Genomic DNA, 12213 nt, shown 5'->3' on the forward strand with positions numbered 1-12213 from the left:
GACTCGCAGACATGATCGAAGACGGCACCGGACTTCTCACCATCGGGGAACTGGCCCGGGCGACCGGTCTGACCGTGCGTACCATCCGCTACTGGTCCGACGAGGGCGCCCTGCCCCCGGTGGGCCGTTCCGCGGGCGGCTACCGCCTCTACGACGCCGCGTCCGTCGCCCGCCTGGAACTGGTCCGCACCCTGCGCGAACTGGGTCTCGGCCTGGGGGACGTCCGCAAGGTGCTGGCCGGCGAGACGACGGTCGCGGAGGTCGCGGCCGCGCACGTGAAGGCGCTGGACGCGCAGATCGGTGCGCTGCGGGTGACCCGTGCGGTGCTGTCGACCGTGGCGCGACGCGGTTCGACCGCGGAGGAGATGACCCTGATGAACAAGCTGGCCCGGCTGTCGACCGCCGAGCGCAGGCGGATCGTCGACGACTTCATGACGGAGATCTTCGAGGGGATCGACACGGCGGACCCCGACATCCGCCACCGGATGCGGTTCGCCGCCGCGAGCCTGCCCGACGACCCCACTCCCGAGCAGGTGGACGCCTGGGTGGAACTCGCCGAGCTGATCCAGGACCCGGAGTTCCGGGCCCTGATGCGGCGGATGATCGAGTTCAACGCGGCAGACCGCGGACCCGACGTCCCGCCGGGCACCTCGCTGTGGTTCATGAGTCGGCTGATCCAGCTCGCCGGCGAGGCACTGCGGCAGGGCCTCGCCCCCGAGGCGCCGGAGGCCGAGGATCTGCTGCGCCGGTTGCTGGGGGACGCGGACCGGGCCGCCGTACTGGAACGGCTGACCGCGGCCTCGAACGTCCGGGTCGCCCGCTACCGCGAGTTGTCGGGCGTTCTGAAGGGCCTCGGACCCCAGTCCGCGTACGAGGAGGAGTTCGCCTGGGTGGTCGCTGCGCTGCGCGTCCGGGCAGGCCGTTAATCTGACCTGCGTCAGCACGACAGCAAGGTACGACGAAAAGGGGCGGATCGATGGCCGACATCGAGGAAGCACGCAAGCACTTCCAGCGGATCGACACGGACGGTGACGGCTTCATCACCTCCGCCGAGTTCAAGAGCGCCCTGGCTCAGGGGGGCGACTGGAACGTCACGGAGTCGGTCGCGGAGGCCATCATCAAGACCCGTGACCTCAACGGCGACAAGGTTCTGTCGTTCGACGAGTTCTGGACCTACCTGAGCAAGTGACGCTCGGGGAAGGGGCGCCCGGCCGTCATGGCGGCGGGCGCCTCTGCCGCATCCTCACCCGTTCGGAGCACACTCCGGAATAGCCCGCGGGGAAGGGGAGTTGGTGCTGGCCAAGCACAGGCTGTGCCAGCACACCAACCCGAAAAAGGCGAGTCATGAAGATCGGCATCATCGGCGCCGGCAACATCGGCGGCAACCTCACCCGGCGGCTCACCGCGATCGGCCACGACGTGTTCGTGGCCAACTCCCGCGGCCCGCAGACGCTCACCGAACTCGCCAGGGAGACCGGCGCCACCCCGGTTCCGGTCGAGGAAGCGGCCCGCTCCGCCGAGATCGTCGTGGTCACCGTCCCGATGAAAGCGGTCCCGGCCCTCCCGTCCGGTCTGCTGGACGGCGCCGCGGCGGACGTCGCCGTGATCGACACCGGCAACTACTACCCCCGGGAGCGGGACGGACGGATCGACGCGATCGAGGACGGGGGCCTCACCGAGAGCCGCTGGACGGAACGGCAGATCGGCCACCCCGTGATCAAGGCCTTCAATGGCACCTTCGCCCAGGACATCCTGGACCGCCCGCGCCCGGTCGGCGACCCCGACCGGATGGCGCTGCCGGTGGCCGGCGACGACGAGGCGGCCAAGCGGAAGGTGCGCGAACTGATCGACGAGCTCGGCTTCGACACCGTGGACGCGGGCGGCATCGACGACTCCTGGCGCCAGCAGCCCGGCACCCCCGTCTACGGACTGCGGGCCGGTACCGAAGCGGTCACCGAGGCCCTGGGCGAGGCGTCACGCGACCGCAAGCCGGAGTTCCGCGCCTAAGGGCTGTCCCGTAACCCCCGGCGGGCGCACGACGACAGCTACGGCACCTCGCCGCGTTGTCGGATCGCCCGCATACGCCCAGTATGCGGACGGTCCTCCGCCTTGCGATGCACCGCATCTGACGCCGCGCGCTGTTCCACCGGGGATTAACGGGACAGCCCTTAGAGCGAAACGCGCCCTGGTCCTCCCGCCCCGCTCGGACGGTTCCCGACAGCGGGTGCGGCCGTCCGACGGCCCGGGGCCGATGGACTCCCCGGGCCGTCGGGCGGCCGTTCGGGCGGCCGTGCGGGCCACCTGCCGGCGCTCAGTCCACGGTCGCCCACTCCCGCAGGGCGGCCTTGCTCGCGAAGTTCGCCACGTCCTTGTCCAGCGGTTCGTCGGTGTACTGGTGGAAGCGCCACGTCGCCTTGATGCGCGGCTTGCCGGCGGTGACGTAGTCCGCGATCCAGAGGCCGTCGCCCGCGTACGAGGTCGTGTCGATGTTGAGCCAGAAGTTCCGGTTCGTGTACAGGACGACCCGGTTGCGGGGCCGCAGTTCCTTCACCTTCCGGATGAACCGGTCCTTGTCCGCGTTGCTCGCGTGCGTGCCCTCGCCGGTCGTCTCCCAGTCGACGGCGAGGATCTCGCCCGCCTTCTCGGGGGCCTTGCTCACGAAGTACTCCGCCTGCGCGGTGATGTTGCCGGGCCACAGGAAGTGGTAGTAGCCGACGACCAGACCGGCGTCGCGGCCGTGCTTCGTCTGGGCGGTGAGTCTGGGGTTGACGTACGAACGGCCCTCCGACGCCTTGATGAAGACGAAGGAGAGACCGTCCGTGTCGTACGCGGAGGGCTGATACGCGCTCACGTCTATGCCGCGCAGCATATGAGGGGCTCCTTTGACTGTCGGTGGGGGGACAGGAGTCGGAGTGGGTGTATGCCCACCCTGGCACGGGTGATTCGTCGACGTGGGCGAATCCCTTTTCTCTGTTCACTCGGCATTCGCTCTGAGTTTTCCGGAATATCGGTGCGTCGGGCTTGATGTACACCGGACGACTCGAATGCAGTGAGAGAACACCGCGGAAGACAACCGTCCGCCCGAGACGGCTGTCTGTCACAGCGTCGATTCCGCACGACCCACGCAAGGAAACACAGTGCAGACGCCCCTCCACGACGTCCCCGCCGTCCGGCCCGCAGACACTGCGGCACCCGCCGTGCGGCACCCTGTACGCCTCGACATCCAGGGACTTCGCGCCCTGGCGGTGTCCCTCGTCGTCGTCGCCCACGCCGGCGTGCGGCAGTTCAGCGGTGGTTATGTCGGCGTCGATGTCTTTTTCGTCATCTCGGGCTTTCTCATCACTTCGCTGCTGCTTCGCGAATTGTCCACGACGCACGCCATATCGATCAGGAAGTTCTACGCCCGCCGGGCACTGCGGCTGCTTCCGGCATCGACTTGCGTCGTCGTCACCACCTTGATCGGTTCCTGGCTGTTCCTGTCGAAGGTCCGCTTCGAGGAGTACGTGGGCGACGCGGTGAGCAGCGCCCTCTACGCGGTGAACCTCCGGCTGGCCGCCAACGGCACCGACTACCTCGCCGAGGGCAGTCCGCCGTCCCCGTTCCAGCACTTCTGGTCGCTGGCCGTGGAGGAGCAGTTCTATCTGCTCTGGCCACTGCTGCTGCTGGTCAGCTGGCGGCTGCTGCGCCGCCGCGCCGTGCTCGCGGTGCCGCTCGCCGCGCTCTGCGCGGGTTCGTTCTGGCTGAGCGTCACGGTGACCGAAGGCTCGGCGTCCTGGGGGTACTTCGGCTCGCACACCCGGTTCTGGGAACTCGGCGTCGGCGCGCTGCTCGCCCTGTCCGCCGAGCGGCTCGACCGGCTGCCCGCCTGGATCGCCGCGCCGATGACCTGGACCGGCCTGGCCTGTGTCCTGCTGGCCGCCGTCCGCTACGACAACGACACCCCCTTCCCCGGATACCACGCCCTCCTGCCGGTCCTCGGGGCCGCGCTCGTGCTGGCCGGCGGCTGCTCACCCGCGCCGTACGACGCCGGGTTGCTGCTCGCCCGGCGGCCGGCGGTCTGGCTCGGCGGGCTGTCGTACAGCTGGTATCTGTGGCACTGGCCGTTGCTCGTCATCGGGCCCATGGCGGTGGGCAGGACCGGCGGGGTCCGGCTGGCGCTGGCGTTCGCCCTGCTCGCTCTGCCACTGGCCTGGGCGACCCTGCACCTGGTGGAGAACCCCGTACGCTTCCACACCGTGTTCCGTGGCCGGCCGAACCGCGCGCTCGCGCTCGGGGCCGCCCTGTCGGCGGGCACCGCGGTGATCGCCCTGACGGCGTCCCTCGTGCCGCCGCCGATCGACTCCGGCCGGGCGGCGCCGGACGTACGGCACGAACTCGCGAGCGCGGCGGACCCGGCACAGCGCGTGGAACAGCTCCTGGAGACGTCCGGCACGAGCCTGCCGAGCAATCTCGCACCGGCCCTGACCGAGATCAAGGCGGTCCGGTCCCCGATCTACCGGGACGGCTGTCACGCGAGCTACGGCGGCACACGCACACCGTCGTGCGTCTACGGCGACCCCGCCTCGCACGACGTGGTCGTGCTCTTCGGCGATTCCCACGCCGCCCAGTGGTTCCCCGCGCTCGACCGGCTCGCGCGCGCACACCACTGGAAGCTGGTCTCGCTGACGAAGGCGTCCTGCAAGACGGCCGCGGTGACCATCGTCCACCAGGGCGAGCCGTACGCGTCCTGCGACGTCTGGCGCGACAAGGCGATCGCGCGGATCAAGGCCCTGCGCCCCGCGCTGGTGGTCGTCTCCTCCTCGGAGGCGGGTGACCCGGTCCGCCCGACGACCGATCCCGGCCGGCAGTGGACCGACGGGTTCCGCACCACCTTCGACGCCCTCGGCGCTTCGGGGGCCCGGATCGCCGTGCTGCTCGACACCCCCTGGCCGAAGTCGGACGCGGTCGACTGCGCGGCGCTGTACCCGATGCGGCTGACCCGGTGCGCGAACCACCTGCCCGAGGCGGTCCAGGATCCGGTCCGGCGAGCGGCGGTCACGGCCGCGGCGAAGTCGGCCGGCGCCGCGCTGATCGACCCGCGGCCCTGGCTGTGCACCCACACCGGCGCCTGCCCGGTGCTGGTCGGGAACATCCTCGCCTACCGCGACGACAGCCACCTGTCCGAGGGGTACGCAGCGGCCCTCGCCCCCGTCCTCGACGACCGCCTGACCGATGCCGTCGGGGGGCGGCCGAGCCACTGAGCCGGCGCCGCTGAGCCGGGCGAGCCGCCGAGCCGGGCGAGCCGCCGAGCCGGGCGAGCCGCCGAGCGGGGGGCATCCGCTCAGCGCCCGATCCCGGTGCTCGACCTCAGCACTCGATGATGTTGACCGCCAGCCCGCCCCGGGCCGTCTCCTTGTACTTGACGGACATGTCGGCGCCGGTCTCCTTCATGGTCTTGATGACCTTGTCGAGGGAGACCTTGTGGGAGCCGTCGCCGCGCATGGCCATGCGGGCGGCCGTGACGGCCTTGACCGCCGCCATGCCGTTGCGTTCGATGCACGGGATCTGGACGAGCCCGCCGACGGGGTCGCAGGTCAGGCCGAGGTTGTGCTCCATGCCGATCTCGGCGGCGTTCTCCACCTGCTCGGGACTGCCGCCCAGCACCTCGGCGAGCGCGCCGGCGGCCATGGAGCAGGCGGAGCCGACCTCGCCCTGGCAGCCGACCTCGGCGCCGGAGATGGAGGCGTTCTCCTTGAAGAGCATCCCGATGGCTCCGGCCGCGAGGAGGAAACGGACCACGCCCTCCTCGTCCGCGCCGGGGATGAAGTTGACGTAGTAGTGCAGGACCGCCGGGATGATGCCCGCGGCGCCGTTCGTGGGGGCGGTCACCACGCGGCCGCCGGCCGCGTTCTCCTCGTTCACCGCCATCGCGTAGAGCGTGATCCACTCCATGGAGTGGGCCAACGCGTCGCCGTCGGCCCGCAGCTGGCGGGCCGTCACCGCGGCGCGGCGGCGCACCCGCAGGCCGCCCGGCAGAATGCCCTCACGGGACATGCCACGCGACACGCACGCCTGCATCACCCGCCAGATGTCGAGCAGGCCGGAGCGGATCTCCTCCTCCGTGCGCCAGGCGCGCTCGTTCTCCAGCATCAGCGCGGAGATCGACAGGCCCGTCTCCTTCGTCAGGCGCAGCAGCTCGTCGCCCGTGCGGAAGGGGTACTTGAGGACCGTGTCGTCCAGCTTGATGCGGTCCGCGCCCACCGCGTCCTCGTCGACGACGAAGCCGCCGCCGACGGAGTAGTACGTCTTCGACAGCAGCTCCTTCCCCGCGTCGTCGTACGCCCACAGCGTCATGCCGTTCGCGTGGTAGGGGAGCGTCTCGCGGCGGTGCAGTATCAGGTCGTCGTCGAAGGAGAACGGGATCTCGTGCTCGCCGAGCAGCCGGAGCCGTCCCGCCTCCTTGATCTTCTCCACCCGATCGTCGGCCCGCTCCACGTCCACCGTGCGCGGCGAGTCGCCCTCCAGGCCGAGGAGCACCGCCTTGGGGGTGCCGTGGCCGTGGCCGGTGGCGCCGAGGGAGCCGTACAGCTCCGTGCGCACGGACGCGACGGAGTCCAGCAGGCTTTCGTTGCGCAGCCTGTGGGCGAACATGCGCGCCGCGCGCATCGGGCCGACCGTGTGGGAGCTGGACGGGCCGATGCCGATCGAGAACAGGTCGAAGACCGAGATGGCCACGGTGACTCCTCAGAACGGGGGTGGAACAAGGGGTGGGGCACCGTGCTCACCTCTCAGTGTGCGCGCGGTGCCCCGTACGGCGGTACTACTTGCTGCCCAGCGTGGGGTACAGCGGGTGCTTGTCGGCCAGGGCCTTCACCCGGGACTTCAGCGACTCGACGTCGTACGACGGCTTGAGCGCCTGTGCGATCACGTCCGCGACCTCGGCGAAGTCCTCGGCCGTGAAGCCTCGGGTGGCCAGGGCCGGCGTGCCGATCCGCAGGCCCGACGTCACCATCGGGGGCCGCGGGTCGTTCGGGACGGCGTTGCGGTTGACCGTGATGCCGACCTCGTGGAGGCGGTCCTCGGCCTGCTGGCCGTCCAGCTCGGACTCGCGCAGGTCGACCAGGATCAGGTGCACGTCCGTGCCGCCCGACAGGACGTTCACCCCGGCCTCGCGGGCGTCCGGCGCGGTCAGGCGCTCGGCGAGGATCCGCGCGCCGTCCACCGTACGGCGCTGGCGCTCCTTGAAGTCCTCGCCGGCGGCGATCTTGAAGGAGACCGCCTTGGCCGCGATCACGTGCTCCAGGGGGCCGCCCTGGAAGCCCGGGAACACCGAGGAGTTCAGCTTCTTCGCGAAGTCCTTCTTCGCCAGGATGATGCCGCCGCGGGGACCGCCCAGCGTCTTGTGGGTCGTGGAGGTGACCACGTCCGCGTGCTCCACCGGGTTCGGGTGGAGGCCGGCCGCGACCAGACCCGCGAAGTGCGCCATGTCGACCCACAGATAGGCCTCGACCTCGTCGGCGATCCGGCGGAACTCCGCGAAGTCCAGCTGGCGCGGATACGCCGACCAGCCCGCGATGATCACCTTCGGGCGGTGCTCCTTGGCGAGCCGCTCCACCTCGGCCATGTCGACCAGGCCGGAGTCGTCCACGTGGTACGCGACCACGTCGAACTGCTTGCCGGAGAAGTTCAGCCGCATCCCGTGGGTCAGGTGGCCGCCGTGCGCCAGGTCCAGGCCGAGGATGGTGTCGCCGGGCTGGGCCAGCGCGAACAGCGCGGCCTGGTTGGCGGAGGCGCCCGAGTGGGGCTGCACGTTGGCGTACTCGGCGCCGAACAGCTCCTTGACCCGGTCGATGGCGATCTGCTCGGCGACGTCGACGTGCTCGCAGCCACCGTAGTAGCGGCGGCCCGGGTAGCCCTCGGCGTACTTGTTGGTCAGGACCGAGCCCTGCGCCTCCATGACCGCGACCGGCGCGAAGTTCTCGGAGGCGATCATCTCCAGGGTGGACTGCTGACGGTGCAGCTCGGCGTCGACGGCGGCGGCGACGTCCGGGTCGAGCTCGTGCAGGGGGGTGTTCAGAAGCGACATGGGTGGGTGACTCCTCAGCCGGCGGAAAAGGCGGTGTACTCGTCGGCGGAGAGCAGGTCGGCCGGCTCGTCCGTCACGCGCACCTTGAACAGCCAGCCGCCCTCGAAGGGGGCCGAGTTCACCAGCGACGGGTCGTTCACCACGTCCTCGTTGACCTCGGTGATCTCCCCGTCGACGGGGGAGTACAGGTCGCTGACCGACTTGGTCGACTCCAGCTCGCCGCAGGTCTCGCCCGCGGTCACCGTGTCACCGACCTCCGGGAGCTGAACGAAGACGACATCGCCGAGCGCGTTGGCCGCGTGCTCCGTGATGCCGACCGTCGAGACGCCGTCCTCGGCGCCCGACAGCCACTCGTGCTCCTTGCTGTAGCGCAGCTGCTGGGGGTTGCTCATGGCCTGAATTCTCCTGTACGCGGGGGAGTGCTGATGGATGGGGGAGGGTCGGAACCGCTGATGAGCAGCGGAAATGTGCGCGGTGTCACGCAAGGACCGCGCTCAGTGTCTACTTCTGGCGCTTGTAGAACGGGAGCGCCACGACCTCGTACGCCTCGTGGGTTCCGCGAATGTCCACGCCGACGCCCCGGGTGCCAGGCGCCGCGTGCGCCGCGTCGACGTACGCCATGGCGATCGGCTTGCCCAGCGTGGGCGAGGGGGCGCCGGAGGTGACCTCGCCGATCACCTCGCCGCCGGCCACGACGGCGTACCCGGCGCGCGGGACACGGCGGCCCTCGGCGACCAGGCCGACGAGGACGCGCGGGGGCTTCGCCTCGGCCCGGGAAGCGGCCTCCGTCAGCGCCTCGCGGCCCACGAAGTCGCCCTCCTTCTCGAACTTCACGACCCGTCCGAGCCCGGCGTCGAAGGGCGTCAGGGAGGTGGTCAGCTCGTGCCCGTACAGCGGCATGCCCGCCTCCAGGCGCAGCGTGTCCCGGCAGGACAGACCGCACGCGATCAGTCCGACGGGCGCGCCCGCCTCGGTGAGCGCCTGCCACACCCGCTCCGCGTCGGCCGGGGCCACGAACAGCTCGAAGCCGTCCTCGCCGGTGTAGCCGGTGCGCGCGATGAGGGCGGGGACGCCCGCGACGGTGCCGGGCAGGCCCGCGTAGTACTTCAGGCCGTCGAGGTCGGCGTCGGTGAGGGACTTCAGGATGCCGGGGGACTCGGGGCCCTGGACGGCGATCAGGGCGTAGGCGTCGCGGTCGTCGCGGACCTCGGCGTCGAAGCCGGCGGACCGCTCCACGAGCGCGTCGAGCACGGTCTGCGCGTTGGAGGCGTTGGCGACGACCATGTACTCCGTCTCACCGAGCCGGTAGACGATCAGGTCGTCGAGGATGCCGCCGTCCGCCTGGCAGATCATGGTGTAGCGCGCGCGGCCGACGCCGACGGAGCCGATGTTGCCGACCAGGGCGTGGTTCAGCAGGTCCGCGGCCTGCGGTCCGGTGACCGTGATCTCGCCCATGTGCGACAGGTCGAACAGACCGGCCCTGGTCCGCACCGCGTTGTGCTCGTCCCGCTCGGAGCCGTAGCGCAGGGGCATGTCCCAGCCGGCGAAGTCGGTCATCGTCGCGCCGAGCGAGCGGTGTACGGCATCCAGCGCGGTGTGACGGAGTGGGGTACTGCTCATCGGACGGTCGTCTCCCAGGGCGATGGGGGTCCCCTGCGCGGCAGAACCGAGCATGGGGGAGGGCGAGGTCGTTCCTCCCCATCTGTCATCGGAACCTGAGAGGTTCGTCGTGACCACGCGTGGTCACGACTTGCACCTTGGGTGGAGCCACTGTCGCAGCGGCCCGCTTTTCAGATGTGCCTCGCCCGCGCGGTAACTGGGGCCTGAGAGATTCAAGGGAGGGACTTGCTCCTTCGGCGCCCCGGCGCAGCACTGCTGCTGGGGACTCTCCCGCGCGGATTCAAGCGGCCGGTATGCAGTTGGCGCGGACATCATTGCACGCCTCGTCCGCCGAGGGCAGGGCCGCATCTGTAACCGGCTTGTGGCGGTACGCGCACGAAAACGCCGGACATCACGCATTACCTTCTCTTTACGCTTGGCGGGGAAAGGACTTACCTGACCCCAGGGGAGGACGATGACGGTGAACAGGATCACGGCGTACGCCAGTACGGCCGCCGCACTGCCCAAGCAGCCCGCGGCCCCGGTCGCCGAGGCGCGCGCGCCACTGCCCGCGCCGGTCGTCCGCGACTTGCGCGAGCGCTCCGGGCACAGCCCGCACGGCCTGGTCTTCGGTCCCCGCGACCTGGTCGTGATCACCGGCCTGCCCGGCAGCGGCAAGTCCACGCTGATGCGGCGCGCGGCGCGGGGCATCCGCGTCGACTCCCAGGACACCCGCGACCGCTGGGACGCCCGCGCGCCCCGCTTCCTGCCGTACGCCTGCTACCGCCCGCTCGTCCGCCTCGCCCACTACGCCGGACTGCGCCGCGCCGTGCGCACCGGCCGGGGCGTCGTCGTGCACGACTGCGGCACCCAGGCCTGGGTGCGCGACTGGCTGGCCCGCGAAGCCCGCCGCCGGGGCGGCACCCTGCACCTGCTGCTGCTCGACGTCACCCCGAGCACGGCTCTGGAGGGCCAGCGCGACCGGGGCCGCGGCGTCTCGCGCTACGCCTTCCTGCGCCACCGCCGCGCCGCCGCCCGTCTGCTGCGCGCCGTCGAGAAGGGCGACCTGCCCCCGGGCTGCGGCTCGGCGCTGCTCCTGGACCGGGACGCGGCGGACGTACTGGGCCGGATCGACTTCGCGGCCTGAGCGCGGAGGGAGGGAAGGGCGACGGGGTGGGCGGGCGAGGGGGCCGGCCCACCGGGCCGACGGGTGGATGCGCCGGAGGGGGCGGTCGGACGGACGTGCCGGGGTGCCGGGAAGAGGCCCATGTGTGGAGGGGGCCTGGTCGACGGACGGACGGGCAGGGGGCACGGTCGGGGCGACGGGCGGAGGAGCCGAGGGACGGTCCGGTCGGCGGGCGGGTGGGCCGAGGGGTGCTCAACTCGACGCATTGGTGGGCCGAGGGGCGGTCGGATCGGTGGGTGGGTGGGCCGAGGGGTGCTCAACTCGACGCATTGGTGGGCCGAGGGGCGGTCGGATCGGTGGGTGGGTGGGCCGAGGGGTGCTCAACTCGGCGGATCGGTGGGCCAAGGGGCGGTCGGATCGGCGGACCGATGGGCCAAAGGCCGGCCACGGCGACGGCCAGGCGGCGCGGTCCGCGGGCACGGCGCGACGGAGCGGCTCGCGGGGCCGTCGCGGATCGGTCTGCGGGACGATTGCACGGAGGCCCGCACCCGTTAGCCTTTTGAGCCACAGCAGGTTCCCAGCAGGCGGTAGAGAGATGGACTTCCCGGCGGATCTTCCCGCGGACTTTTCCGCGGGCTTCCCCGCACAGACGCACCCCCATCCGCACGGCGGATGGCCCGGCAACGAGCTGGAGGAGGTGCTTTCCGCCTCCCTCGGCGTCCCGACGGCCGGCGGACGGATCGTCGAGGTGCTCGGCCGCAGCTTCGTCTGGGTGCCGCTGCCCAACGGCGGAGGCCCGCACAGCGGCCCGCTCGACCTGCCCACGCTGGAGATCGAAGGCCAGGTGTACGTGCCGGTCTTCAGCTCCGAGGAACAGTTCCGGCAGGTCGTCGGCTCGCACATGCCGTACACCGTCGCGCCTGCCGTGGACTTCGCCCGCGGTCTGCCGCCGCAGGTCGGCATCGCCGTGAACCCGGACGGCGTGGTGGGCATCCCGCTGCCGCCGACCGCGGTGGCGGAGCTGTGCCGCAGCGGGCGTACCCCGCTGGACGGCTTCGCGAGCGGCGGCCGGGTGCGGCTGTTCGAGCCGGACTGGCAGGACGACCCGGTGGACTTCCTCGCCGCGGCCTCGGCCGAGTTCGCCGACACCGGCGTCGTGCTCACCGCCCGCCGCTGCCTGGCCGCCATCGAGACCGGGGACCCCGTCCTGTTCGTCGGCGTCGAACTGGCCCACTGGGAGGGCGACCTGCGCGTCCTGCCGATGGACGCGCTGGGCCGGGCCCTCGCCAGGGTCGCCGTGCGGTGGCCGGTGAACCTCGTCCTCCTGGACGTGGTGGAGGACCCGGTGACGGACTGGATGCGGGAGCGGGTCCGCCCGTTCTACCAGCGCGGTCACTGACCGCGTGCCCGACCACGAGCCATC

General features: G+C 71.3%; 10 protein-coding genes, 1 pseudogene and 1 riboswitch. Of the genes and pseudogenes, 6 read left to right on the plus strand and 5 right to left on the minus strand.

What is annotated here, in order from left to right; all coding sequences use genetic code 11:
• The first annotated feature begins 11 nt into the window (after window positions 1-11).
• The 3 genes and pseudogenes from ACFV0T_RS23375 to ACFV0T_RS23385 all read left to right on the plus strand — a co-directional run.
• Window positions 12-926, plus strand: a complete 915-nt coding sequence (locus ACFV0T_RS23375) for a MerR family transcriptional regulator (protein ID WP_385782288.1) — start codon at window positions 12-14, stop codon at window positions 924-926.
• A 50-nt stretch (window positions 927-976) separates the two neighbouring features.
• On the plus strand, window positions 977-1189 hold the full coding sequence (locus tag ACFV0T_RS23380) for an EF-hand domain-containing protein (protein ID WP_385782290.1): 213 nt from the start codon (window positions 977-979) through the stop codon (window positions 1187-1189).
• A 140-nt stretch (window positions 1190-1329) separates the two neighbouring features.
• Window positions 1330-2007 (plus strand): annotated as a pseudogene (locus ACFV0T_RS23385) (NADPH-dependent F420 reductase); the annotation flags it as partial.
• Between the two features lie 304 nt (window positions 2008-2311).
• Here the strand turns inward: ACFV0T_RS23385 and ACFV0T_RS23390 are convergent.
• On the minus strand, window positions 2312-2869 hold the full coding sequence (locus tag ACFV0T_RS23390) for a glycoside hydrolase family 25 protein (protein WP_385782293.1): 558 nt from the start codon (window positions 2867-2869) through the stop codon (window positions 2312-2314).
• Between the two features lie 268 nt (window positions 2870-3137).
• On the opposite strand from ACFV0T_RS23390, the gene ACFV0T_RS23395 reads away from it, so the two are divergent.
• A complete protein-coding gene (locus tag ACFV0T_RS23395; RefSeq protein WP_385782296.1) occupies window positions 3138-5240 on the plus strand; it encodes an acyltransferase family protein in 2103 nt (700 codons plus the stop codon).
• Between the two features lie 106 nt (window positions 5241-5346).
• On the opposite strand, the gene ACFV0T_RS23400 is transcribed toward ACFV0T_RS23395, so the two are convergent.
• From ACFV0T_RS23400 to gcvT, 4 genes are all read right to left on the minus strand, one after another.
• Window positions 5347-6714 (minus strand): L-serine ammonia-lyase, encoded by a 1368-nt coding sequence (locus tag ACFV0T_RS23400; RefSeq protein ID WP_385782299.1) that lies wholly within the window; start codon window positions 6712-6714, stop codon window positions 5347-5349.
• A gap of 85 nt (window positions 6715-6799) precedes the next feature.
• The gene (gene glyA / locus ACFV0T_RS23405) at window positions 6800-8065 is read right to left on the minus strand and encodes a serine hydroxymethyltransferase (RefSeq protein WP_385782302.1); all 1266 of its coding nucleotides are present in this window, start codon (window positions 8063-8065) and stop codon (window positions 6800-6802) included.
• A gap of 14 nt (window positions 8066-8079) precedes the next feature.
• Window positions 8080-8457 carry a glycine cleavage system protein GcvH gene (gene gcvH / locus ACFV0T_RS23410; RefSeq protein WP_385782305.1) on the minus strand — a complete coding sequence of 126 codons (378 nt, stop codon included), beginning with the start codon at window positions 8455-8457 and terminating at the stop codon, window positions 8080-8082.
• A gap of 109 nt (window positions 8458-8566) precedes the next feature.
• Window positions 8567-9685 (minus strand): glycine cleavage system aminomethyltransferase GcvT, encoded by a 1119-nt coding sequence (gene gcvT / locus ACFV0T_RS23415; RefSeq protein WP_385782308.1) that lies wholly within the window; start codon window positions 9683-9685, stop codon window positions 8567-8569.
• 180 nt (window positions 9686-9865) lie between these two features.
• Window positions 9866-9968: riboswitch (glycine riboswitch) on the minus strand.
• 171 nt (window positions 9969-10139) lie between these two features.
• Between gcvT and ACFV0T_RS23420 the strand changes: the two genes are divergently transcribed.
• Both ACFV0T_RS23420 and ACFV0T_RS23425 read left to right on the plus strand, forming a co-directional pair.
• Window positions 10140-10811 carry an AAA family ATPase gene (locus ACFV0T_RS23420; protein ID WP_385782311.1) on the plus strand — a complete coding sequence of 224 codons (672 nt, stop codon included), beginning with the start codon at window positions 10140-10142 and terminating at the stop codon, window positions 10809-10811.
• A gap of 574 nt (window positions 10812-11385) precedes the next feature.
• The gene (locus ACFV0T_RS23425) at window positions 11386-12189 is read left to right on the plus strand and encodes an enhanced serine sensitivity protein SseB (RefSeq protein WP_385782314.1); all 804 of its coding nucleotides are present in this window, start codon (window positions 11386-11388) and stop codon (window positions 12187-12189) included.
• Window positions 12190-12213: the final 24 nt, after the last annotated feature.

This window comes from Streptomyces sp. NPDC059582, assembly GCF_042735715.1.
Classification (GTDB): Bacteria; Actinomycetota; Actinomycetes; order Streptomycetales; family Streptomycetaceae; genus Streptomyces.

Coding starts and splice junctions, on each gene's coding strand:
- ACFV0T_RS23375 (WP_385782288.1), top strand. CDS start 12: ATGATCGAAGACGGCACCGGACTTCTCACCATCGGGGAACTGGCCCGG.
- ACFV0T_RS23390 (WP_385782293.1), bottom strand. CDS start 2,869: ATGCTGCGCGGCATAGACGTGAGCGCGTATCAGCCCTCCGCGTACGAC.
- ACFV0T_RS23380 (WP_385782290.1), top strand. CDS start 977: ATGGCCGACATCGAGGAAGCACGCAAGCACTTCCAGCGGATCGACACG.
- ACFV0T_RS23425 (WP_385782314.1), top strand. CDS start 11,386: ATGGACTTCCCGGCGGATCTTCCCGCGGACTTTTCCGCGGGCTTCCCC.
- gcvH (WP_385782305.1), bottom strand. CDS start 8,457: ATGAGCAACCCCCAGCAGCTGCGCTACAGCAAGGAGCACGAGTGGCTG.
- ACFV0T_RS23420 (WP_385782311.1), top strand. CDS start 10,140: ATGACGGTGAACAGGATCACGGCGTACGCCAGTACGGCCGCCGCACTG.
- gcvT (WP_385782308.1), bottom strand. CDS start 9,685: ATGAGCAGTACCCCACTCCGTCACACCGCGCTGGATGCCGTACACCGC.
- glyA (WP_385782302.1), bottom strand. CDS start 8,065: ATGTCGCTTCTGAACACCCCCCTGCACGAGCTCGACCCGGACGTCGCC.